This is a genomic window from Dokdonella fugitiva (assembly GCF_014138265.1).
Lineage (GTDB): Bacteria > Pseudomonadota > Gammaproteobacteria > Xanthomonadales > Rhodanobacteraceae > Dokdonella_A > Dokdonella_A fugitiva_A.
The window spans coordinates 131612-154242 of record NZ_JACGXL010000008.1 but is presented as its reverse complement, the minus strand read 5'-3'; the positions used below and the strand labels follow the sequence as shown (position 1 = coordinate 154242).

Annotated in this window: 18 protein-coding genes and 1 pseudogene; 11 read left to right on the top strand and 8 right to left on the bottom strand. The window is 65.4% G+C overall.

All coding sequences use genetic code 11. The features are described from left to right. Position 1 precedes the first annotated feature (1 nt). The gene (locus FHW12_RS20140; protein ID WP_182532859.1) at positions 2-490 is read right to left on the bottom strand and encodes an NUDIX hydrolase; all 489 of its coding nucleotides are present in this window, start codon (positions 488-490) and stop codon (positions 2-4) included. Between the two features lie 122 nt (positions 491-612). Between FHW12_RS20140 and fghA the strand changes: the two genes are divergently transcribed. After that, entirely contained in the window at positions 613-1461 is an 849-nt protein-coding gene (gene fghA, locus FHW12_RS20135; RefSeq protein ID WP_182532858.1) for an S-formylglutathione hydrolase, read from the top strand. A 39-nt stretch (positions 1462-1500) separates the two neighbouring features. On the opposite strand, the gene FHW12_RS20130 is transcribed toward fghA, so the two are convergent. The 3 genes from FHW12_RS20130 to FHW12_RS20120 all read right to left on the bottom strand — a co-directional run bounded on the left by FHW12_RS20130 (position 1501) and on the right by FHW12_RS20120 (position 5237). Continuing rightward, positions 1501-1938 carry a nucleoside deaminase gene (locus FHW12_RS20130; protein ID WP_182532857.1) on the bottom strand — a complete coding sequence of 146 codons (438 nt, stop codon included), beginning with the start codon at positions 1936-1938 and terminating at the stop codon, positions 1501-1503. 210 nt (positions 1939-2148) lie between these two features. Further along, a complete protein-coding gene (locus FHW12_RS20125) occupies positions 2149-2619 on the bottom strand; it encodes a hotdog fold domain-containing protein (protein WP_182532856.1) in 471 nt (156 codons plus the stop codon). A 149-nt stretch (positions 2620-2768) separates the two neighbouring features. Beyond that, positions 2769-5237: an acyl-CoA dehydrogenase gene (locus tag FHW12_RS20120; RefSeq protein ID WP_182532855.1), complete on the bottom strand. Its 2469-nt coding sequence runs from the start codon at positions 5235-5237 to the stop codon at positions 2769-2771. A gap of 319 nt (positions 5238-5556) precedes the next feature. Here FHW12_RS20120 and FHW12_RS20115 point away from each other — a divergent pair, with 319 nt between their 5' ends. Continuing rightward, positions 5557-6141, top strand: a complete 585-nt coding sequence (locus FHW12_RS20115; RefSeq protein ID WP_182532854.1) for a TetR/AcrR family transcriptional regulator — start codon at positions 5557-5559, stop codon at positions 6139-6141. Positions 6142-6485: 344 nt separating this feature from the next. Here FHW12_RS20115 and FHW12_RS20110 read toward each other — a convergent pair whose 3' ends face one another. Then, positions 6486-7127 (bottom strand): Fic/DOC family protein, encoded by a 642-nt coding sequence (locus tag FHW12_RS20110; RefSeq protein ID WP_182532853.1) that lies wholly within the window; start codon positions 7125-7127, stop codon positions 6486-6488. Between FHW12_RS20110 and FHW12_RS20105 the strand changes: the two are divergent. The 7 genes and pseudogenes from FHW12_RS20105 to FHW12_RS20075 all read left to right on the top strand — a co-directional run bounded on the left by FHW12_RS20105 (position 7122) and on the right by FHW12_RS20075 (position 17053). Then, a pseudogene (locus FHW12_RS20105) lies at positions 7122-8758 on the top strand (type I restriction-modification system subunit M). The gene FHW12_RS20110 and the pseudogene FHW12_RS20105 sit on opposite strands and share 6 nt — an antisense overlap. Further along, positions 8755-9915, top strand: coding sequence for a restriction endonuclease subunit S (locus tag FHW12_RS20100; RefSeq protein WP_182532852.1), 1161 nt, complete (start codon positions 8755-8757; stop codon positions 9913-9915). Before FHW12_RS20105 ends, FHW12_RS20100 begins: the two are co-directional and overlap by 4 nt. Next, positions 9900-10736: a hypothetical protein gene (locus FHW12_RS20095; protein WP_182532851.1), complete on the top strand. Its 837-nt coding sequence runs from the start codon at positions 9900-9902 to the stop codon at positions 10734-10736. The genes FHW12_RS20100 and FHW12_RS20095 overlap by 16 nt, the downstream gene beginning before the upstream one ends. A 7-nt stretch (positions 10737-10743) precedes the next feature. Further along, entirely contained in the window at positions 10744-14214 is a 3471-nt protein-coding gene (locus FHW12_RS20090; protein ID WP_182532850.1) for a DEAD/DEAH box helicase family protein, read from the top strand. Positions 14215-14246: 32 nt separating this feature from the next. Continuing rightward, positions 14247-15959, top strand: coding sequence for a GmrSD restriction endonuclease domain-containing protein (locus FHW12_RS20085; protein WP_182532849.1), 1713 nt, complete (start codon positions 14247-14249; stop codon positions 15957-15959). 73 nt (positions 15960-16032) lie between these two features. Then, positions 16033-16458 carry a hypothetical protein gene (locus FHW12_RS20080; protein ID WP_220484577.1) on the top strand — a complete coding sequence of 142 codons (426 nt, stop codon included), beginning with the start codon at positions 16033-16035 and terminating at the stop codon, positions 16456-16458. Positions 16459-16585: 127 nt separating this feature from the next. Next, on the top strand, positions 16586-17053 hold the full coding sequence (locus FHW12_RS20075; protein ID WP_182532847.1) for a hypothetical protein: 468 nt from the start codon (positions 16586-16588) through the stop codon (positions 17051-17053). Positions 17054-17897: 844 nt separating this feature from the next. Here FHW12_RS20075 and FHW12_RS20070 read toward each other — a convergent pair. Together FHW12_RS20070 and FHW12_RS20065 are read right to left on the bottom strand one after the other, a co-directional pair. After that, positions 17898-18368, bottom strand: coding sequence for a chaperone modulator CbpM (locus tag FHW12_RS20070; RefSeq protein WP_182532971.1), 471 nt, complete (start codon positions 18366-18368; stop codon positions 17898-17900). Beyond that, positions 18365-19270 (bottom strand): DnaJ C-terminal domain-containing protein, encoded by a 906-nt coding sequence (locus tag FHW12_RS20065; RefSeq protein WP_182532846.1) that lies wholly within the window; start codon positions 19268-19270, stop codon positions 18365-18367. Before FHW12_RS20065 ends, FHW12_RS20070 begins: the two co-directional genes overlap by 4 nt. 734 nt (positions 19271-20004) lie before the next feature. Between FHW12_RS20065 and FHW12_RS20060 the strand changes: the two genes are divergently transcribed. Both FHW12_RS20060 and FHW12_RS20055 read left to right on the top strand, forming a co-directional pair. Beyond that, a complete protein-coding gene (locus FHW12_RS20060; RefSeq protein WP_182532845.1) occupies positions 20005-20553 on the top strand; it encodes a mechanosensitive ion channel domain-containing protein in 549 nt (182 codons plus the stop codon). Positions 20554-20581: 28 nt separating this feature from the next. Beyond that, positions 20582-21523: a Dyp-type peroxidase gene (locus tag FHW12_RS20055; protein WP_182532844.1), complete on the top strand. Its 942-nt coding sequence runs from the start codon at positions 20582-20584 to the stop codon at positions 21521-21523. 135 nt (positions 21524-21658) lie between these two features. Here FHW12_RS20055 and FHW12_RS20050 read toward each other — a convergent pair whose 3' ends face one another. Next, positions 21659-21808, bottom strand: coding sequence for a hypothetical protein (locus FHW12_RS20050; RefSeq protein ID WP_182532843.1), 150 nt, complete (start codon positions 21806-21808; stop codon positions 21659-21661). Positions 21809-22631 lie beyond the last annotated feature (823 nt).

The following is a 22631-nucleotide window of genomic DNA, read 5'->3' as shown; positions in this document are numbered from 1 at the left end:
GCTACACGCGCGAACAGCTCCACGACAGCATGCGCCCGCCCTCGTACGGCATCACGCCGTGGAACGGGCGCGGATCGCCGTCGAACACGAGCGGCAGGAAGTGGCGGTCGCCTTCCCACATCGGCAGCGTGTCGAGCTGGTCGACGTCGACCCATTCGAGCGTGCCCTCGGGGTTCGCCGGCAGCGGCGTGCCTTCGAACGCGGTGACGAGGAAGAGGAAGCCGAGCCAGTCCTCGCCGTGCTTGCCGAAGCCGGGCCAGCTGATCGTGCCGCGCAGCTCGAGCGCCGTGCATTCGATGCCCGCTTCCTCGCGGATCTCGCGACGCATGCCCGCGAGCACGTCCTCGTGCGGATCGAGCTTGCCGCCGAGGCCGTTGTACTTGCCGAGGTGATGGTCGCCCGGGCGCGTGTTGCGATGGATCATGAGCACGCGACGGCGATCCGGCGAGAGCACGTAGCCGAGGGTCGCGACGATCGGGGTGTAGGGCATGCGGCACGGCTCTCGGGCGGAAGCGCGCAATGATAGCCGCACGCGTCGGCGCGTCGCGACCGGCCTTGCGTGAGCGCGCCGACATGGCCGAGGATGGCGGATCGCCCGCGAACGATCGCCTCATGTCCCTCGAAACACTGTCCGAACAACGCTGCTTCGGCGGCACCCAAGGCTTCTACCGCCACGCCTCCGCGACGACCGCCGGCGCGATGCGCTTCGGCGTCTACCTGCCGCCGCTCGCGCCGGGCGCGAAGGCGCCCGTGCTGTACTACCTAGCCGGACTCACCTGCACCGAGGAGACGTTCGCGATCAAGGCCGGCGCGCAGCGCGTCGCCGCCGAACTCGGCATCGCACTCGTCACGCCCGACACGAGCCCGCGCGACACCGGCATCGACGGCGCGACCGGCGACTGGGAATTCGGCGAAGGCGCCGGCTTCTACCTCGATGCGACCACGCCCGCGTTCGCGTCGCGCTTCCGCATGCAAGGCTACGTCGTCGACGAACTCCCCGCGCTGCTCGCGGCACGGTTCCCTGCGCTCGACACGACGCGTGCGTCGATCTTCGGCCATTCGATGGGCGGCCACGGCGCGCTCACGATCGCGCTGAAGAACCCGTCGCGCTACCGCTCGGTGTCCGCGTTCGCGCCGATCGCCGCGCCGATCCAGGTGCCGTGGGGACAGAAGGCGTTCCCGCGCTACCTCGGCGACGATCGCGACGCGTGGCGCGCGTACGACGCGACCGCACTGATCGAAGACGGCGCACGCTTCCCCGGCACCCTGCTCGTCGACCAGGGCGACGCGGACAAATTCCTGGACGTGCAACTGCGCCCCGAATTCCTCGAACGCGCCTGCCGCTCGACCGGCCAGGCGCTCGACCTGCGCCGCCGCGCCGGCTACGACCACAGCTACTGGTTCATCCAGAGCTTCGTCGAAGACCACCTGCGCCACCATGCGCAGGCGTTGCGCGGGTAGCTTCACGCTCGTTCGAGGCTGTCGCACAGCCTCCCGGCATCAGACGCCGATATCCTCGTTCCACAGCTCCGGCTTGTCGCGCATGAAGTCGTGCATGAGCGCGACGCAGGTCGCATCGTCGACGACCTCGATCGCGACGCCGCGGCTCGTCAGCCACGCTTCCTCGCCCATGAACGAGCGGTTCTCGCCGACGACCACGCGCGGGATGCCGTACAGCGCGATCGCGCCGCTGCACATCGGGCACGGCGACAGCGTCGTGTAGATCACGCTCTCGCGGTACACCTTGGCCGGATGGCGCCCCGCGTTCTCGAGCGCGTCCATCTCGCCGTGCAGGATCGCGCTGCCCTTCTGCACGCGGCGGTTGTGGCCGCGGCCGATGATGCGTCCCTCGTGCACGATCACCGAACCGATCGGGATGCCGCCTTCGGCAAGGCCCGCCTTCGCTTCGTCGATCGCGGCCTGGAGGAATGGGTCCATGCAATGCGCCCCTGGCGCGGCGGATTGCCGCGCGGCAAGTATCCCACGCTGCGACGATGTGTCACGAAGCGACGTGACAACCGTAGGAGCGCACCCTGTGCGCGACCGCGCGCGTCCAAGGTCTCCCCCAAGCCGCTTGCGATAACGCGCCCTCGCAGCGTCGCGACGCCTGTCGCGCACAGGGTGCGCTCCTACGGACGATGCTGCGCGTCACTGCGTCTTGCGCGGCGAGATCCACATCGTGATGTCGGCGTCGAACACCGCCTCGCCGCCCGCGTCCTGCACCTCGACCGTGACGTGCACTTCGCTGCCACTCGCCGCCGCCGCGATCGCCGGCACGCGCGCGGTCGCGGTCATCGGGCCTTTCGCCTTCTTGAGGTAGCGCACGCTCATCCCCTTCGGGATCCAGCGCATCGCGTCGGGGATCGTCGCGTCCGTCGCGAGGCCGCCGGCGAGTTCGGCCATGTTGCACAGCGCGATCGCATGCACCGTGCCGATGTGGTTGTGCACGCGGCGCCGGTCACGGATGCGCACGACGCAGCGCCAGGGCTCGAGCACTTCGATCGTCGGCGCGATCGACGCGAAGTACGGCGCGCGCCAGCAGATCGCGCGCGAGACGAGCCAGCGACCCCACGCGGAGCGGCCGTGGCGGCGGAACAGGTTCAGCGCTTGGGAACTCATCCGCGTCTCCTCATCGAGTGCGCGATTCGCGCCTCACCCCGGCGCCCCCGATGGATCCCTGTGGGAGCGGCGGAAGCCGCGATGCTCTTGAATGCTCGAACAAGCATCGCGGCTTCCGCCGCTCCCACAGGGGCGATGTGTCGAGCCTGTCAGGCCACCGAGCGCAGCGACGACGGCTTCGTGCGCTTGCCGGCCGCGAGTTCCGCCGGGTCGAAGTCGTCGACCGAGATGAACTCGAACGTCGCCGCGCGCACGCGCGCGAGCAGCGCGCGTTCGGCCGCGTCGATGACGCCCTTCGCTTCCGCGTCGGCGAGCTGGCTGTCCCAGTCGTAGCCGGCGAGTTCGCCCGCCTTCGCGGCCTTGAGGAACTTGCGCTCGACCGGCTCGGCCGCGATCACATCGGGCAGCAGCGCGTTCATGCGGCCGACCGGGTTGTTCGCGTTCGGCGTGAGGTAGACCCACTCGGCGAGGCGATCGCGCGCTTCGCCCGGCGCACAGAGGATCGCCGCGACGCGGTGGCCGAGGCGGTCCGACGGCGCCTCCTCGCGGCGACCGAACGGGAACACGAGCGCGCGCAGCACCCATGCGACCGGCCGCACCGGGAAGTTGCGCAGCACGCCGTCGAGCGCGCCCTGCATGCGGTAGACGCAGTCGTGGAACGCCCACGCGAGCAACGGTTGGTCCGTGACCGGGCGCTCCTGGTCCTCGTAGCGCTTGAGCATCGCGCTCGCGATGTAGAGGTTCGACAGCACGTCGCCGAGGCGCGCCGACAGCTTCTCCTTGAACTTGAGCTTGCCGCCGAGCACGAGCATCGAGGTGTCCGCGACCAGCGCGAGCGCCGCCGCGTAGCGATTGAGCTTGCGGAAGTAGCGCTTCGTGTACGCATCGCCCGGCACGCGGCCGATCTTGCCGAACGTGACGCCGAGCACGAAGCTGCGCACCGCGTTGGAGATCGCGAAGCCGACATGGCCCCACAGCGCCGCGTCGAACGCCTTCAGCTTCTCGCGGTAGTCGGAGATCTTCAGCGCTTCCATCTCGCGCAGCACGTACGGATGGCAGCGGATCGCGCCCTGGCCGAAGATCATGAGGCTGCGCGTCATGATGTTCGCGCCTTCCACCGTGATCGCGATCGGCGAGGTCTGCCAGCCGCGGCCGGCGTAGTTGCTCGGCCCCAGCTGCACGCCCTTGCCGCCGTGGATGTCCATGATGTCCTTGGCGACCTCGCGACCGAGTTCGGTCGCGTGGTACTTCGCGATCGCCGACGGCACTGCGGGCTTCTCGCCGCGATCGACCGCGGCCGCGCTCGCCTTGGACAGCGCGCTGATCTGGTAGGAATGCCCCGCGATGCGCGCGAGCGCTTCCTCGATGCCTTCGAAGCGACCGATCGCGATGCCGAACTGCTTGCGGATGCGCGCGTACGCGCCGGACGCGATCACGCCCGCCTTCACCGCACCCGCCGCGTTCGACGGCAAGGTGATGCCGCGGCCGATCGACAGGCATTCGACCAGCATGCGCCAGCCCTGCCCCGCCATCGCCTCGCCGCCGATCAGCTGCGACAGCGGCACGAACACGTCCTTGCCGCGCACCGGGCCGTTCTGGAACGCCGCGTTGAGCGGGAAATGGCGACGACCGAACTCGAGACCCTTGGTGTCGTGCGGCAGCAGCGCGAGCGTGATGCCGATGTCCTCGACGTCGCCGAGCAGGTGATCCGGATCGTGCATGCGGAACGCGAGGCCGAACAAGGTCGCGATCGGCGCGAGCGTGATGTAGCGCTTGTCGAACGTGAGCCGCACGCCGAGCACGTTCGCGCCGTTCCACTCGCCCTTGCAGACGATGCCGTAGTCGGGGATCGACGTCGCATCCGAACCCGCGTACGGGCCGGTGAGCGCGAAGCACGGGATCTCGCGGCCGTCGGCGAGGCGCGGCAGGTAGTAGTCGCGCTGCTCCTGCGTGCCGTAGTGCATGAGGAGCTCGCCCGGGCCGAGCGAGTTCGGCACGCCGACCGTCGAGGACAAGGAGCCGGAGATGCCCATGAGCTTCTGCAGCACCGCGGACTGCGCGAGCGCGGAGAAGTCGAGGCCGCCGTATTCCTTCGGGATGATCATGCCGAAGAATTTCTTCTTCTTGAGGAAGTCCCAGATCTCCGGCGGCAGGTCCGCGAGTTCGTGCGTGATCTGCCAGTCGTTGACCATCGCGCAGAGTTCCTCGACCGGGCCGTCGAGGAACGCCTGTTCTTCCACCGAGAGTTCCGGCTTCGGCTGCTTCAGGAGCTGCTTCCAGTCCGGCTTGCCGCTGAAGAGTTCGCCTTCGAACCCGACCGTGCCCGCGTCGAGCGCGATCTGCTCGGTCGGCGACAACTGCGGCGTCACCTTCTGGAATGCCGCGAGCGCCGGCGCGCTGAGCTTGCGGCGACGGAAGCCGACGAGGTTGAGCGGCACCGCGACGAGCGCGAGCAACACCAGCGGCACCGCGATCGCGAGCGCCGATGACCCGGCGAGGACGCCGACACCGACGATCGCCACTGCGGTCGCGATCGACCACGGCAACAGGCGCACGCGCGCGAAAGCCGCGTACAGCGACACGACGAGTGCGGCGAGGAACGGAAGGAATGCAGTCACGACGAACTCCTGGCGAAGAAGCGATGGCGCGAGGCCACCTTCGATTCGACACGCCCGGATCGGGGCGTGTTCGCCGCGCGCGGCACGGGCCGTTCGCGGCTTCGCATCACGGGCCGTGCCCGGGGTTGCGAACGCGCCGTACTGGCGCGCGGCCCCTGAACATGTTCAGGGTTCCTGTACGAGCCAGTATGGGGTCGCCTCCGAGGCCAGTCAATACGCATGCGTATGGAATGGATACGCGCTTGAAATGCCGGGAAATCATATCGCCGCTACCCGTGACGCGGTTCTCATTGCACCGAGCCTCAGGCACACTGAACCGATGAACACGGACGCCGCCGCGAAAGCCGAATCCAAGCCCCGCCTCTCCGCGGCCGACTGGGAACACGCCGCCCTCGAGACGCTCGCCGAAAGCGGCCTCGCCGCCGTCGCGGTCGAACCCCTCGCTCGCCGCCTCGGCGTCACCAAGGGCAGCTTCTACTGGCACTTCACCACCCGCGAAGCCCTCATCCAGGCCGCGCTGGACCGCTGGGAACGCGAAGACGAGCAGGACGTCCTCGTCCCCACCGGCGCGATCGCCGACCCGCGCGAACGCCTGCGCGAACTCGTGCGCCAGGTCAGCCACAAGCGCCCCTCGCATGCGGTGCTCGCGGCGTTGTTCCGCGCGCTGGACCAGCCGCTGATCGGGCCGGTCGTCGAACGTGTTTCAGCGCGGCGCATTGCATTCCTGACGGAAGCGTTCCGGCATGCGGGGTTTGATCCGACGCATGCGGCGAATCGGGCGCGGTTGGCGTACTCGGCGTACGTGGGGTTCGTGCAGCTGTCCAGAATTGGGCAGCCGCGGATGAGTCATGAGGAGTTCGAGGCGTATATCCGCGATTTCATCGAGACGCTGGTGCCGCGCTGAAGCACCGCGCACTCGCACGACACGCGTATCGCCGGTACCTCGCGCTCCGCACCACCCAAATGCGCAGCACCTACACTGCGTGCAACACCCGCCCGCCGTCATTCCAGCGCAAGCGGGAACCATCTTGATGTTGTCCGCACTCAATCCTACATACGTTGCAGCGTTCTGCTAGCATCGTTCCATGACCAGCCTTTCTCGCAGCAACAAGTACCTCTCGACGCCCACGAAGCGAAAGAACGCGGTCTTCGTGACGGTTTCGACATCGTCTGCGATCGAAGGCATCCGCGCGCCTTTCAAGGGCACTAAGTTCCCGGCTAGAACACAGGTCGGGACCTCCAAGCCGGTCAAGCGCTCACGCCCTTCAAAGTCCGCTTGATCACGGATCGGAATACGGCCTCGAGCGGCTCGTAGTCTCTGTCCATGGCCGCGTGAATGGCGGCGATGTAGCGACGCTTCGCGACACCGCGAATGCCGCCATAGTCCAGCGCGGGCAAACCGGCCTGCAGCCCCATCAGCGTGTTCATGACACGCGCCAAGCGGCCATTTCCTTCTCGAAAGGGATGGATCAAGATGAACTCCGCGTGCGTCATCGCGAGTGCTGTCACCAGTCGATCCGTGTCCATATCGCGGCACGGCGTGTGGACACGAAGAACATCCCACTCAAACCCGGCCATCAGATCCGAAATGCGGTTCGCTGCTGCGAACGGAAAGCCCGCCTTGGCCATGTTGACTTCGCGATACGCTCCCGCCCAACCATAGATCGGCGCCAACCATTGGCGATGCCATCGGCATAGGTCCGGCGTCGTGAACCGCTGCGCCTCGCTGACCTCTTCGATCAAGGCATCCATCAGGGCCAGCAGCGCATCGGACTCGGCTCGCTGCATGTCGCGCACGCGCACGATTCGCCGAAGATTGGCCAGCACACGCCCACGAGATCCGGGCTCGAACGCGCCTTCGGGTCCTTCTACGACATAGCGACCATGCATGTGTCGAATGCACGCTGGAGATGTTCCCCGAGCGTAGCGCATACCCGCCACGTCACGCCTGGTGCGCTGCAGCGCCGCCCGCGAGGGCCGCCTTCGCAAAGCCGGAGCCTCGCCGATATCATCATGCATCGCTCAGCGAACGACGGACGAATCGTGATTACAGGCAGCATCAAGAGCCAGGTCGACGCCATCTGGAACGCCTTCTGGAGCGGCGGCATCTCCAACCCGATGGAAGTCATCGAGCAGATGACCTACTTGCTTTTCATCAAGCGCCTTGACGAGATCCAGACTCGCGAGGAGAAGAAGGCCGCCCGCACCGGGAAACCCATCGAAAATCCGATCTTCAACAGCAAGCAGCAGAAGCTGCGCTGGCACGTCTTCAAGCAGATGGGAGACGCAGCCGCCATGTACGACGTGGTGGCCAACAAGGTCTTCCCCTTCATCAAGGATCTCGGCAAGGACGAATCCACGTACGCCGGTCACATGAAGGACGCGCGCTTCACCATCCCCACGCCGGCGCTGCTGGCCAAGGTGGTGGACATGCTCGACGCCATACCGATGGAGGACCGCGACACCAAGGGCGACCTGTACGAGTACATGCTCGGCAAGATCGCCTCTGCCGGGCAGAACGGCCAGTTCCGCACCCCGCGCCACATCATCAAGCTGATGGTCGAGATGATGGCGCCCAAGCCGTCCGACACCATCTGCGATCCGGCCTGCGGCACCGCCGGCTTCCTCGTCGCCGCCAGCGAGTACCTGCACCAGCACCACCAGCAGGAGATCTACGCCGACAAGAAGGCGGCGAAGCGCTTCAACCACGACACCTTCCACGGCTTCGATTTCGACAGCACCATGCTGCGCGTGGGCTCGATGAACATGCTGCTGCACGGCGTGGAGAACCCGGCCATTGAGAACCGCGACTCGCTGAGCCAGAGCCATGCCGGAGTGGAAGGGCAGTTCAGCCTGATTCTCGCCAATCCGCCGTTCGCCGGTTCGCTGGACTACGAGAGCACAGCCAAGGACCTGCAGCAGATGGTCAAGACCAGGAAGACCGAGCTGCTGTTCCTGGCCCTGTTCCTGCGTCTGCTCAAGCCCGGCGGCCGCGCCGCGGTGATCGTGCCCGACGGCGTGCTGTTCGGCTCCAGCACCGCGCACAAAACCCTGCGCCGTATGCTGGTGGAGGAGCACAAACTAGACGGCATCGTCTCAATGCCCTCAGGCGTGTTCCGCCCTTATGCCGGCGTGTCCACCGCCATCCTGCTGTTACTAAGACCAACTCCGGCGGCACAGACCAGGTCTGGTTCTACGACATGCAGGCCGACGGCTACTCGCTAGACGACAAGCGCAACCCGCTGGACGCGACCAAGCACGAGCACAACAACCTTCCGGACATCCGACAGCGCTGGCAGCATCGCGGCAAGGAAGCGGACCGCGTCCGCACCGAGCAGAGCTTCCTGGTGCCCAAGGCCGAGATTGCCGGCAACGACTACGACCTGTCGATCAACCGCTACAAGCAGGCAGTGCATGTGGCGACGCAGTACGACCCGCCGCAGAAGATCTTGGCAGCGCTGAAGGTACTCGAAGCCGAGATCATGCAGGGTGTGGAGGAGTTGCAGGGGATGCTGCGATGAGTGTCCCGACCGTACGGCTCGGGGAGCTCATCGAGCTTTCTGGGCGTGAAAAAGTTGGCGCGCGCGACATCCCAATCATGTCGATCACAATGCGTGATGGATTGATAGATCAGGCGGAGCGATTCAAGAAGAGAATCGCAAGTAGCGAGATATCTGGATACAAGTACGTCGCCTTCAATGAGTTGGTCGTTGGATTTCCGATTGATGAGGGGGTCCTGGGATTCCAGAGGAGGTACCCAGGGGCCGCAGTAAGTCCGGCATACGATGTTTGGCGCATACTGGATCCGGATCGAGTTGATATCAGTTATCTAGAGCGATATTTGCGTTCGCCTCAAGCGATCAGCGCATACCAAGCGCGCATGCGCGGCGCGGTCAGCCGTCGAAGGGTTTTGACAAAGGACGATTTCCGCGAGATCCAGGTACCAATGCCTCCCGTGCAAGGGCAGCGCCATATTGCGGCAATTCTTGACAGTGCCGACGCGCTGCGCGCCAAGCGCCGCGAGGTCATCGCCAAACTCGATGAGTTGCTGCAATCCGTATTTGTCGAGATGTTTGGTGACCCAGCTAGAAATCCCAAAGGATGGCCACAAAAGCCGCTGAGCGAATTGGCAAAGGTTCAGACGGGTGGAACTCCGCCTTCTTCTGCAGCCGGCGTATTCGACGGTCCGATACCCTTTGTTACGCCTGGAGATCTTGGTGGAGTGGTCGCGGAATCCCGGCGGACTGTGACCTCGGATGGCGCACTCTTGAGCCGAATCGCAGCGGCCGGAAGCACTCTCGTATGCTGCATCGGCGCAACAATCGGAAAGATGGGGCTCGTGACGAGGGAGAGCGCATTCAACCAGCAGATAAATTCCGTCACGTGGCACGATCAAGTTGACCCGGTGTACGGCTACCATGCAATGCGTTTCTTGGGTGACGAAATCGCTCATCAAGGTGCATCCACAACCCTTCCAATATTGAACAAGGGAAAGTTTGAGAAGCTGGCAATCATGGCTCCAGCGAAGGGCGATCAGGAAGCATTTGGTCGTATGGCCGCAGCAATTGCGCGGCAATGCAATGCTTCCGCTAGGCAGGAAGCCCAACTAGAGCAACTGTTTTTATCTCTCCAGCAGAAGTTCTTTATCTCCGAGGGACAGTCATGCGCGGCGAATTGATCGCTGTATGGCCTGAATCGTGGGCGTCGATATGGGAGCCGCTAATCTCGAGCGAAGGGATTCCAGTCGACATCTTCTGTGAGCTTTACCGCCAACTTTCTGAAGCCCTACTAGTAGCGCCTACGCTCGAACAGTTGGCGGATATCGTCGACGATCAGGATCAGAGCCGTGAGGCTTTCAAGGCGATAGCTCCAACAGACTTGGCGTCTGAGCGTCGGCTCGTGGAGTTCTTTGAGGAGGCACACTTCATTGTCGGTGACTTGGCTGGTGAGGCGATTGCTGAGTTTTATGTGCTGCTGCTGACCAAGTTTATTGAAAAGTACAGCCTTCGCTATAAGTTACGTGCCCCTTGCGTGCTCTGCCCCACGCTTCCTGGGATCTTTTCCGCGCTCGCAAGTGATATTCAGAAAGCATCTGAAGGTGACGATCATTTGTCTTCGCTGCTCAATGAGTTCGATGAGGCATTGCGCGATCTGCGCGATGACACCTCGGATGGGCGCATTAAAACAATCATTCAGAAGCAAATGAACTTATTGGAGGCGTTTGGTGCTACCTGTGCGGGCGTTCGGAGTAGGCAATTGGGTGCAATTTGCGGGGAGCTTAAGAGTTGGCCGCACAGTGCTTTGCGCAACTCACTTTCTAATCTATACGGGTTCGCTTCGGATTACCCTGGTATCAGGCATGCTGGGAGTCCGAAGGGGGCACTTAGATCGATAGGCATGAAGGATTTGATTGCGTTGTCTGTCGTGCTGACCGGATTTACGCCTTATCTCAGGGATAACTTCGATTCTGGTGCCGTCTATTGGGGTGGAAAGGAGTGACGACACTATGAGCAACTTCCAGTTCCTCCAATCCGAATTCAAACCGCTCTACGAGCCGGCGAAAGGTGCGGAGCAACTGGTCCATTCCGATCCACGTGCCTGCTGCATGCGCACCCGCCATGCGCTGGAGCAGGCGGTGCACTGGCTGTACGAGAACGACCGCGACCTGCGGATGCCGTACGACACCGGCCTGGGTGTGCTCCTGACCCAGCCCGCGTTCGAGCGCCTACTGCCGCCGCATATCCAACAGAAGGCGCGGCTGATCCAGAAGCTGGGCAACCAGGCGGTGCATTCCAACCAGCGCATCGGCAGCGGGGACGCCTTGCGGCTGGTGCGCGAGCTGTTCCACGTGCTGTTCTGGCTGGCGCGCACCTACACCCGCGCCAGCGATCCCAAGAGCCTCAGCGCCGAGTGGAACGACAAACGCGTGCCACATCTCGTGCGCGCAGATGAGGCGGTCGGCTTCACGCGCGACGAGTTGAAGAAGCAGGAAACCAAGTTCCGCCATGAGATCGAGGCGCAGCATGCCAAGATCGAGGCGCGCGAGGCGTCCATCGCCGAGGCCAATGCCACGCTGGCGGACCGCGAGGCTGCGCTGGCGCAGGTCAACGCACAGCTGGCGGCATTACGCGCCGAACTCGCGCAGGCCAAGGCCGCCAACATCGTCGTGCCTGACACGCATGACTACGACGAGGCCGACACCCGTCGTTTCTACATCGACGTACTGCTGCGCGAGGCCGGCTGGGTCATCGGCGAGAACGCGGCCATCGAGGTGCCAGTCACCGGCATGCCCAACGGACCGGGCGAGGGCTTCGTCGACTACGTGCTGTGGGGCGCGGACGGCAAGCCGTTGGCGGTGGTCGAGGCCAAGCGCAGCTTCAGCGACCCGGACGTGGGTCGGCAGCAGGCGAAGCTCTACGCCGATTGCCTGGAAAAGATGAAGGGCCAGCGGCCGCTGATCTTCTGCACCAACGGCCACAAGACCTGGCTGTGGGACGACCGCCGCGCGCCGCCGCGCGAGGTGCAGGGCTTCTACAGCCGTGAGGAATTGGAACTCGCGATCCAGCGCCGCCAGCTGCAGACGGACCCGCGCGCGCTGAAGATCAACAATGCGATCGTGGAGCGCGCCTACCAGCACCGCGCCATTCGTGCGATGGCCGAGTCATTGGCGCAGGGCCGCCGCGCCGGCCTGCTGACCATGGCCACCGGCACCGGCAAGACCCGCATGTCGATCGCGCTGGTCGAACTGCTGATGCGCGCCAACTGGGTCAAGCGCGTGCTGTTCCTCGCCGATCGCGTAGCACTGGTGAAACAAGCGACCAACGCTTTCAAGGCGCATCTACCGGACTCCAGCCCGGTCAACCTGGTTGCGGACAAGGACGGACAGGGCCGCGTGTACCTGTCCACCTACCCGACGATGATGGGCCTGATCGAGGAGATGGAGGGCGCACGCCGCAGGAACGGTGTCGGCCACTTCGACCTCATCATCATCGACGAAGCGCATCGCAGCGTGTATCAGAAGTACGGCGCGATCTTCCGCTACTTCGACAGCTACCTGGTCGGGCTGACCGCCACCCCGCGCGACGAGGTGGACCGCGACACTTACCACCTGTTCGGCCTGGAAACCGGCGTGCCCACCGATGCCTATGGGCTGGACGAGGCCGTGGCCGACGGTCACCTGGTGCCCCCGAGGGCGCATTCGGTGCCGATCAAGTTCGTGCGCGAGGGCATCAGGTATGACGACCTGCCGCCGGAAGAACAGGAGCACTGGGAATCGCTGGACTGGGGCGACCGCGACGAGGGCGGCGAGCCGCCCGACGAGGTGCACGCCTCCGAGGTCAACAAACAGCTGTTCAACGAGAGCACCGTCGACCTGATGCTCCAGCACCTGATGGGGCACGGGCTGAAGGTCGAAGGCGGCGACAAGCTGGGCAAGACCATCATCTTCGCGGTCAACCAGAAGCACGCCGAGTTCATCGCCCGGCGTTTCGATCATCACTATCCGCACCTGAAGGGCGAATTCGCCCGCGTCATCACCCACGCGGTGAAGTACGGACAGACCCTGATCGACGATTTCAGCGTGGTGGCCAGGCTGCCGCAGATCGCGATCTCGGTGGACATGCTGGACACCGGCATCGACGTTCCCGAAGTGGTGAACCTGGTCTTCTTCAAGTCCGTGCGCTCGAAGGTCAAGTTTCTGCAGATGATCGGGCGAGGCACGCGCCTGTGCCCGGACCTGTTCGGCCCGGGTGAGGACAAGAAAGAGTTCTACATCTTCGACTTCTGCGGCAACTTTGAATACTTCAACGAGAACCCGGCTGGCGCGGTGTCGCCCCTCAGCGAACCGTTGGGCAAACGGTTGTTCAAGCGACGATTGGAGCTGCTGGCCCTGCTCCGACCGTCGCGCGGCGACCGCAAAGATGGCACGTCCGAGAAGGGCGCCGGCTACACCCGCGCCGAAGGCCTGCGGGGAGACCTCATCGCGCAACTGCACGCGGAAGTGTCGGCGATGCATCTCGACAACTTCATCGTGCGCACCGAACGCGAGCACGTCGTCCGCTTTGCCGACAGGAAGCAATGGAATTCACTCGACGAGACGGCGTTCGTGGAGCTCAGGGATCATGTCGCCGGGCTGCCGAGTCAGCAGGATCCCGAGCACATCACGGCCAAGCTGTTCGATCTCATTTGCCTGAACCTGCAGCTTGCACTGGTCAAGGCCACGCGCGACTTCATGACCTACCGCGACAAGGTCATCGAACTGGCCGCCGGCCTGGAAGCCCACGAAACCATCCCGGCGATCAAGGCGCAACTTCCGCTGATCGCGGAGCTTCAGACCGAGGCGTTCTGGAAAGACATCACCTTGCCGATGATCGAATCGGCGCGCCGCAAGCTTCGCGGGCTGATCCAGTTCATCGAGCGCAGGTCCTTTGCACCCGTCTATTCCGTCCTCAGGGATGAGATTGGCTCCTCCACCGAGGTGCAGTTGCTCGACTTCAGCACGGGCATCAACCTGGCGCAGTACCGGCGCAAGGTCGAGGCCTTCATCCGTGCCAACGAGCACCACATCGCCATAGCCAAGCTGCGACACAACCGCCCGCTGACGCCGACCGACCTGCGCGAACTGGAGCGCTTCGTATACGAATCCGAGCCGGTCGAAAGCCGCGAACGGTTCGAACAGTGCTTCGGGTCCGGTCAGCCGCTGGCGCGCTTCATCCGATCGTTGGTCGGTCTCGACAGGGGAGCGGCGAAGGAAGCCTTCGGCCAGTTCCTCGACAAGAACCGATACACCAGCCGCCAGATCCGGTTCGTCGAAATGATCATCGAGCGCCTGACGCGGCACGGAACGATGGAAGCGGGCCAACTGTACGAGCCCCCGTTCACTACAGTCCATCATGAGGGGCTGGACGGCGCATTCGCTGATGGTGATGCCGACGCCATCGTCGCCATCCTTTCCGGCATCAACGAACGCGCGGCTTAGGCAACCGATACGTCGCATCAGGGGAGAGAAGAATGGCGAAAGCAGAAGCTACGGTCGAAGAGCTCGTGGGAATGATCGAACGCGGCGAGTTGCGCCTGCCCGAAATGCAGCGTCAATACGTGTGGCAATCGACTCGCGTCCGAGATCTCATCGACTCGCTCTATCGCGGATATCCCTCCGGCGCGATTCTGCTATGGGAAACCGATGAAGCTGTGCCATTGCGCGAATTCGGCGTCTCTCAGCAAGCGAGTCCATATCAGACGACTCGGTTACTTCTCGATGGCCAACAACGACTCACCTCCCTGTCAGCCGTGATTCGCGGCGAACCCGTAAAGGTGCGCCACCGCAAGAAGCCCATCGATCTTCTCTTCAATCTGGAGCACCCGGACGAACTGGCCTTCGTGACGGAAGTCGACGAAGAGGCGGACATCGACGACGATGCGCCCGAGCAAGGCGAGGAGGATGCCAGCGAGGATGAACTGATGGCTCGTCTGAACAAGCGAGCTTTCGTCGTTGCGACCAAGAAGCTGGAGCTTCTGCCGAACTGGGTGCGCGTTTCCGACGTGTTCAAGAGCCAAGGCGATACGGCGCTGCTCAAGGCCGCCGGCGTCAGCAGCATGGATGACCCGAGGCTTGAGAAGTACAGCGCTCGCTTGGCCCGCCTTCGTGGCGTACGTCGGTATGTCTATCGAATGGACGTGCTCGAGCGGACGCTCGGCTATGACGAGGTCACCGAGATATTCGTTCGTGTCAATTCTCTCGGAGCGAAGCTGAGAAGCTCGGACTTGGCCTTGGCACAGATTACTGCCAAGTGGCGCAACTCTTTGGCGACGTTCCTTGCCTTTCAGAAGGCGTGTGCCGACAAAGGCTTCGATCTCGACCTTGGCATCCACCTGAAGAATCTCGTGGCATTCGCCACAGGTCAGTCGCGATTCCAGACCGTAGCGGGGCTGTCACTAGCGACCCTGCAGGCCGCGTGGATCGACAGCGTCCGAGGTATGGAGTTCGCATTGAACTTCATTCGCAGCAATGTGGGTATCACCAGCCCAGCGCTGTTGTCGTCGCCCTTCATCCTCATCGCCCTCGCCTTCTTCGGCGCCAAGCGGGACTACAACCTCACGCCCGAAGAAGCAGCCAAGCTCCGCTTCTGGACGTTAGTGTCGAATCTGAAGGGCCGTTTCTCGCGCGGCTCCAGCGAAACACTGCTGGATCAGGATCTCGCTTCGCTTCGCCAGAAGGGCGGCGTGTCCGAGATGATCGAGCGACTGCGTCTTCAGGTCGGCCGCCTCGATGTGACGCCCGAGGAACTGGAAGGTCGCAATCAACGCAGCGCCATCTTCAAGACGATGTTCCTCGCCTTCAACGATGCTGGAGCCAAGGACTGGCGATCGAATCTCCGCATCTCGCTGGATCATTGGGGGACCAGCCATCGACTGCAGTTCCATCACATATTTCCGAAAGCCGTGCTCAAGGCAGCGGACTACAGTGCGCGTGACGCGGATGACATCGCCAATCTGTCGTTCATCTCCGGAAAGACGAACCGACAGATCAGCGACAAGTCACCCGATCAATACTTGCAAGCCTTCGTGCAGAACGCAGGGCAGAGCGCATTCGACGCCCAATGCATCCCGACCGACCATGATCTGCTGAGGATCTCCTCATACAGAGAGTTTCTTCGCGAGCGTCGCAAGCGAGTCGCCGACAGACTGAACCAGTTCGTCGAAGTAGGCACACACGGCCAATGAGCGGGAGGGAGCGATGAGATATTGGCGAATGCAGCTTCACCCAGCGGACAGTGCTCGATCGGTGAAACATGCGATGTTGTCCCTCGGGCTGGGTTACATCGGGCTCGACTTCGAGAATCCACCGGGCGACCTCACGGACGTCAGCCGCGAGAGCATCCCGCAGGACCAAAGGGACTACTGGGACTTTGCGCACGAGATGGCCATCGGCGACATCGTTCTGATCATTGCCCATCACCATCCGACCGCGCTCGTGCGGGTTGTGGGCGAGTATAATTACGTCAGGGAGCCCGAAGCGGCGATTGGCGCCTGGTTCCGGCATTTTCGGAAGATCGAAGTACTGGGCCACTACGCCGATCTGGTCACGAACCCCAAGGATTGGGAAAAGCTGACAATGACGGACACGATTTCCGTTCTGAACGATCGCGCGGGGATATCTTGGCAGCTGATCGATCGATGGCTGCAGGACCCCACGGTCAAGGAAGATTCGGACCTCGGCTGACCATGTTCGCGTTACGTCGCAGGATTTGAGATCACCCCCTGTTCCAATCCCTCCCGTGCCGCAAGGCACCCCGCCCGAGCCATCGGGGCCTGGACGGGATCACCCTTGGAACTGGGAGAGAGTAGCTATGACGCAGAACCTCGTTTCGATGAACCTCACCTCCGACCAGATCGCCGCCGTGGATGCGGCGCTGGCGGCGCTGGAAAGCAACCTCGCGGGGATGGTGTCGCTGAGTCCGCAGCAGCGTCGCACGGTGCCGCGGATGGGCGACAAGTCCGAGGCGTTTTGCCGGCAGACGTTGTCGCTGCTGGGGCAGAACCCGCAGGTGGTGAATCCGGGTCTCGGCTTGCCGGAGGCGGAGCTGGATCTTGCGACCTTGGATGCGCTGCGTCCGCGCCTGCAGCGCCTGGCGCGGTTGTCGGCGCGGGCTTCGGATACGGAGGTGGCGCTGGGTAGCGACATCATGTCGACGGCGCTGCAGGGGTATGCTCTGCTCAAGGTGTCGGGTCGCAACCAGAGCCTGGAGGGTCTGCGTGCGTCGCTCGGGTCGCGCTTCGCCAAGAAGGCGCGATCGACGGAGGCGCAAGCCGCGTAGCGCGGGGCGTTACCGGTGTGGAAACTGAAGCCGCAGCGATGCGGCTTTTTTCATGCCCGGGATTTGGGGAATGTGCCGCACGCGTGGGTGCGGTGATGCGGGTTGCGGCGGCGTGCGTGGGGGTCGGCGCGCCTGCGGTGCCGTTTGGAGGCGCAGCGGTGCGGGTTCGAGCGGCAGCGATGCGGGTTCGGGCGGCATGCGTGCGACTTCGAGGGGGACCGGTGCGGGTTGGAGCGGCAACGTTGCGGGTCGGGAGTCGCAGAGGTGCGGGTTGAAGCGGCACGCGTGCGGTTTGGGGTCGCAACGGTGCGGGTCGAAGTCGCAGCGATGCCGTTCCGAGTCGCTCCGGTGCCGCGCGAAGTCGCAACGATGGCGCTCGGAGTCGCAAGAGTGCGCATCGGGAGGCGCATGCGTGCGACTTGGAGCGGGATCGGTGCGGGTTGGAGGCGCATGGATGGGGCTGGGAGGCGCATCGCGGCGGCGGTAGGAATGTTGCATACGTCGTCGGGCGCGGCGCTCCGGGTTTCCCTCACCCGCGCCTGCGGCGCGACCTCTCCCGCGAGCGGGAGAGGTGACGGTGAAGCGCATCGCGGCTGAGGGCGCCAGGAGCGTGCTTCGCGGCTGAACCCGCTCCCGCTGGTATGCGCACGAAGGCGCGTGGGTTCCTCTGGCACGTGGGCGTTTTTCGTCGGAGCGCTGCGCTCCGGGTTTCCCTCACCCGCGCCTGCGGCGCGACCTCTCCCGCGAGCGGGAGAGGTGATCGGCGGGAAGCATCGCGGCTTCCGCCGCTCCTACAGGGCTCGCACGAAGTCGGCGCGCTTGCGCGTCACGCCGCAAGGGTCACTCAACCGCGCGACGCGCCGAACTCGTCGCGCAACACCGCGAGCGCGCGACGCAGACCGTGCACCTGGTCGACGAGGTGGAGCACGAGGTCGATGCCTTCGTCGTTGACGCCGAAGTCGCCTTGCAGGTCGCGGATGAACACGGCGCGGGCCGCGTCGATGTCGGAGATTTCGCTGCGCGGTTCGCCGATGCGTGCCGCGGCATCATCCGCGGCATGCGCGTCGTTGCTTCCTGATGCCGCACGCGAGGCGCCGCTTGCCGATGCGGCACGCGTGACGCCGCTTCCCGATGCGACACGCGCGGCGCCACTTGCCGACGCGGCGCCGCTCGCTGACGCCGTGCTCCGCGCCGACGCGTCCCCCGGCGCGAGCACGCCGCGTCCCGCGACGATCCATTCTCGCGCATACCAGCGCTCGAGCACGACGCCGTCGATGCCGGACTCGGCGAGGAATTGTTCGAGGTCGATCATCATCGGGCGGACTCCTCGCGCGGGTTGAACGCCTTGCCGGCATCCCAGGTCGAGACGAATTCGCGCAGCGCGGCGTCGCCGCGCGGGAACACGATTTTGAGTCGCACGAACTGGTCGCCGCGCCCGCCGCCGCGACGCGGTGCGCCGTGGCCCTTGAGGCGCAGCTTCGTGCCGCTGTTGGAATCGGGCGGCACGGTCATCGTCACTTCGCCGGTCGGCGTCGGCACGCGCACGCGTTCGCCGAGCACGGCTTCGCGCAGGGACACGGGCAGCTCGTAGGTGAGGTCGTCGCCTTCGCGCGTGAAGCGCGGGTCGTCGAGTACCTCGAGTTCGATCAGTGCGTCGCCCGCGGGCGCTTTCGCGCTGCCGCCGGGTTCGCCCTTGCCCTTGAGGCGCAGGATCTGGCCGTCGACGATGCCGGGCGGGATCGTCACGTCGAGCGTGTCGCCGGACGGCAGTTCGAGGCGACGCTTCGCGCCGCTGATCGCATCGGCGAGGGAAACCGGCAGGCGGTAGCGGAGGTCGTGACCGGGCTGGCTCGCGCGCGCCTGGCGCGCGCGACGCAGCAGGTCCGCGAAGACGTCGTCACCTTCGGCGAAATCCGCGTAACCGTCGTCGTTGCCGTAGCCGTCGGCCTGCTGCGAGCCCGCGTAGTCGCGGTAGTAGCGCTGCTGCGGCCGCTCGGCGCCGCTCTCGTCGATCTCGCCGGCGTCGAAGCGGCGGCGCTTGTCCGCGTCGTTGAGCAGGCGATACGCGTTGGCGACATCCTTGAACCGCTCCTCGGCGGCCTTGTCGCCGGGGTTAAGGTCCGGATGCAGCTTGCGCGCGAGGCGGCGGTAGGCCTTGGTGATGTCTGCCGCGCTCGCGCCCGGCTCGACGCCGAGGACGGTGTAGGGGTTGGCCACCGGTGCGGTCTCCTTCGCGATCCAGCGTTGCCGGTATAGCGCGACGGCGGCGGCGCGTCCACGCCATGCGACCGATGGCCGCATGCGTCGTTTGCGCGCGGTGCTTCGCTCCGATGGCCCTCCCCCCGGCCCTCTCCCGCAAGCGGGAGAGGGGGAACATCTTTCGTTTGCGGTAGAGGGGGACATCTCGCGTTCGCGTACGCGCGTCACCGCCTGATTTCACCTCTCCCGCCTGCGGGAGAGGTCGCGCCGCAGGCGCGGGTGAGGGAAACCCGGAGCGATGCATCGCACGGCGGGACCCGAAGCGATGCATCGCACGAGTCAGGCGGCGCGACGACGATCGCGACGGAGGACGCTTTCAGGCGCCATGCCTCGCTCCGATGGCCCTCACCCCAGCCCTCTCCCGCAAGCGGGAGAGGGGGAACATCTTTCGCTTGCGGGAGAGGGGGACATCTCGGCGCTCGCGTATGCGCGCCGCGAGCGGCAATTTCACCTCTCCGGTGCGCCACGCGAGCCGCATGTCGCGACCACGATCGCGGTGGAGCGCTTCTGCACGGCATGCCTCGCTCCGATCGCCCTCACCCCAACCCTCTCCCGCAAGCGGGAGAGGGGGTGCGGGGTCGCGCACGCGCTGCGCTCCTGCCGCACGCCTACCGTGCGCGAATACCCGTCGCTATGATGCCGCCACGACAACCGGCACGACGCCGCCTTTCCCGCGACGGAACCGACGCGCCATGGATCACCTCATCGCCGCCACGCGGCTGCTGGAGCGCGATTCGATCGCCGGTGCGGCGGCGCTCGGCGTGCTCGTGTTCGCGCTCGCCGCGCTCGTCAACGTGCTCGTGCGGCGTGCGACGCGCCGCATCGGCGAGCGCCTCACCGATGTCACCGCGCTGCGCTTCGCGAGCACGCTCGTGCAATGGCTCGTCTACCTGTTCGGCCTCGTGCTGTTCGCGCACATGATCCCGGCGCTGCGCGCGGTCGGCACCGCGCTGCTCGCGGGCGCGAGCGTGCTGTCGATCGTGGTCGGGCTCGCCGCGCAGGACACGCTCGGCAACCTCATCGCGGGCCTGTCGCTGGTCATGTCGCACGCGCTGCGCGTCGGCGACGAGGTGCGCCTGTACAGCCCGGTCGGCGTGATCCCGGCGAAGGTGAAGCTCATCTCGCTCGCGTTCACCGTGCTCGTCGACGCCGACGGCAATGACCTCGTCGTGCCGAACAACGTGATGATGAACAGCGCGGTGCTGCGCATCGCGAAGACCCCCGCAGCGCCCAGCGCGTAGTGAGCGATACCCCATCCCAGGAGCTCCCGTGTCCGCACCCGTCCCGCAAGCGGTCGTCGCGCCGCTGACCCGCTCGGCGATCTTCCTCGTCGTCACGCTCGATCGCGCGCCCGCGCACCTCGATCGCGTGCGCGAACTCTTCGGCGACGTCGCCGGGCTCGTGCGCGCGGTCGGTTTCCGCAACCCCGAAGGTGCGTTGTCGTGCGTGGTCGGCGTCGGTTCGGAGGTGTGGGATCGCCTGTTCGCCGGTCCGCGGCCCGCGGGTCTGCATCCGTTCCGCGAAGTGCGCGGCCAGCACCACGCGCCGTCGACCCCGGGCGACCTCCTGTTCCACATCCGCGCGTCGGCGATGGACGCGTGCTTCGAACTCGCGACGCAGCTCATGCAGCGCCTCGGCGACGCGGTCGCCGCGGCCGACGAGGTGCACGGCTTCCGCTACTACGACAGCCGCGACCTGCTCGGTTTCGTCGACGGCACCGAGAACCCGGTCGCGCAGGAAGCGCTCGACGCGACGCTCATCGGCGACGAGGACGCCGCGTTCGCCGGAGGCAGCTACGTGATCGTGCAGAAGTACCTGCACGACGTCGAGCGCTGGAACCGCGTGCCGGTCGAGCAGCAGGAGGGCTTCATCGGCCGCAGCAAGCTGTCCGACATCGAGATGGACGACGCGACCAAGCCGAGCTACGCGCACAGCGCGCTGACCACGATCGAGGAGGACGGCGAGGAGCTGAAGATCGTGCGCGACAACATGCCGTTCGGCGACGCGGCGAAGCGCGAGCACGGCACCTACTTCTGCGGCTACGCGCGCTCGCCCGCACGCATCGAGCAGATGCTCGTCAACATGTTCGTCGGCCGCCCGCCCGGCAACTACGATCGCCTGCTCGACTTCAGCACAGCGGTCACGGGGACGCTGTTCTTCGTACCGTCGGCGACGATGCTCGAGGAGCCCCCGCCGGCCGCCGCGCGCTGAGCGCGGAGGCTCGGCGAACACGCCACGCCGCACGGGACGAATGCGCGCATCGGCGAACCGTGTTCGACACGGAGCCGCGAGCCCATCGCGCGATCCCGATGCGATCGCGCGACGAGGCTACGGATTCCGCCGAACTCACTCCTTCGTCGACGCCGAGACGTAGGCTTCCTTGAGCTTGGTCGCGCACTCCTCGCAGCACACCTCGACGGTGCGCCCGCCGAGCTTCACGTTGATCGCGGTGTCGTCGAGCGGGCAGTCGCAGGCGGCGCAGGTCTTCTGGGTCATGGCAGGCTCCGATGGTGGTGTGGATGAGGGGTGAAGTGTGCGCCGATCCGCGGCGGGGTGCTGTCGGAATCTTTAGCGACCGGGCGCCCGCAGCGCGTTGCCCCGCGAGCGAAAAGGTGATCGCGTCTTGCGCAAACCTGCGCGCGCCAGGTGGTCCCCTTTCCCGCTTGCGGGAGAGGGTCGGGGTGAGGGAATGCGGAGCGCGGCATTGCACGCGCGTCGATGCCCTCGCTCCGTTTCCCCTCACCCGCGCCTACGGCGCGACCTCTCCCGCTCGCGGGAGAGGTGAATGCGCAGCAGCCCGCCCTGCGCAACGTGCGCAAATGCACGGCGTGCGCAAATGCACAGCGGTGGGCCAGGGCCCTCCCTACGTAGTTCGCGCGCAACGCCGGGCGCGACCCGCGCCGGGCATTTCCCCTCTCCCGCGTGCGGGAGAGGGTTGGGGTGAGGGAATGCGGAGCGCAGCATTGCACGCGCGTCGAAGCCCTCGCTCCGATTCCCCTCACCCGCGCCTGCGGCGCGACCTCTCCCGCTCGCGGGAGAGGTGAATGCGCAGCAGCCCGCCCTGCGCAACGTGCGCAAATGCACGGCGTGCGGAATGCACAGCGGTGGGCCAGGGTCCTCCCTACGCAGTTCGCGCGTGACGCCGGGCGCAAACCCGCCCGCGTATTCCCCCTCTCCCGCTTGCGGGAGAGGGTTGGGGTGAGGGAATGCGGAGCGCAGCATTGCACGCGCGTCGAAGCCTCGCTCCGATTCCCCTCACCCGCGCCTGCGGCGCGACCTCTCCCGCTCGCGGGAGAGGTGAATGCGCAGCAACTCGCCC

Excerpts from the sequence above, each read along its gene's own strand:
- FHW12_RS20140 (WP_182532859.1), bottom strand. The coding sequence starts at position 490 with ATGCCCTACACCCCGATCGTCGCGACCCTCGGCTACGTGCTCTCGCCG.
- fghA (WP_182532858.1), top strand. The coding sequence starts at position 613 with ATGTCCCTCGAAACACTGTCCGAACAACGCTGCTTCGGCGGCACCCAA.
- FHW12_RS20130 (WP_182532857.1), bottom strand. The coding sequence starts at position 1,938 with ATGGACCCATTCCTCCAGGCCGCGATCGACGAAGCGAAGGCGGGCCTT.
- FHW12_RS20125 (WP_182532856.1), bottom strand. The coding sequence starts at position 2,619 with ATGAGTTCCCAAGCGCTGAACCTGTTCCGCCGCCACGGCCGCTCCGCG.
- FHW12_RS20115 (WP_182532854.1), top strand. The coding sequence starts at position 5,557 with ATGAACACGGACGCCGCCGCGAAAGCCGAATCCAAGCCCCGCCTCTCC.
- FHW12_RS20110 (WP_182532853.1), bottom strand. The coding sequence starts at position 7,127 with ATGCATGGTCGCTATGTCGTAGAAGGACCCGAAGGCGCGTTCGAGCCC.
- FHW12_RS20100 (WP_182532852.1), top strand. The coding sequence starts at position 8,755 with ATGAGTGTCCCGACCGTACGGCTCGGGGAGCTCATCGAGCTTTCTGGG.
- FHW12_RS20095 (WP_182532851.1), top strand. The coding sequence starts at position 9,900 with ATGCGCGGCGAATTGATCGCTGTATGGCCTGAATCGTGGGCGTCGATA.
- FHW12_RS20090 (WP_182532850.1), top strand. The coding sequence starts at position 10,744 with ATGAGCAACTTCCAGTTCCTCCAATCCGAATTCAAACCGCTCTACGAG.
- FHW12_RS20085 (WP_182532849.1), top strand. The coding sequence starts at position 14,247 with ATGGCGAAAGCAGAAGCTACGGTCGAAGAGCTCGTGGGAATGATCGAA.
- FHW12_RS20080 (WP_220484577.1), top strand. The coding sequence starts at position 16,033 with ATGTTGTCCCTCGGGCTGGGTTACATCGGGCTCGACTTCGAGAATCCA.
- FHW12_RS20075 (WP_182532847.1), top strand. The coding sequence starts at position 16,586 with ATGACGCAGAACCTCGTTTCGATGAACCTCACCTCCGACCAGATCGCC.
- FHW12_RS20070 (WP_182532971.1), bottom strand. The coding sequence starts at position 18,368 with ATGATGATCGACCTCGAACAATTCCTCGCCGAGTCCGGCATCGACGGC.
- FHW12_RS20060 (WP_182532845.1), top strand. The coding sequence starts at position 20,005 with ATGGATCACCTCATCGCCGCCACGCGGCTGCTGGAGCGCGATTCGATC.
- FHW12_RS20050 (WP_182532843.1), bottom strand. The coding sequence starts at position 21,808 with ATGACCCAGAAGACCTGCGCCGCCTGCGACTGCCCGCTCGACGACACC.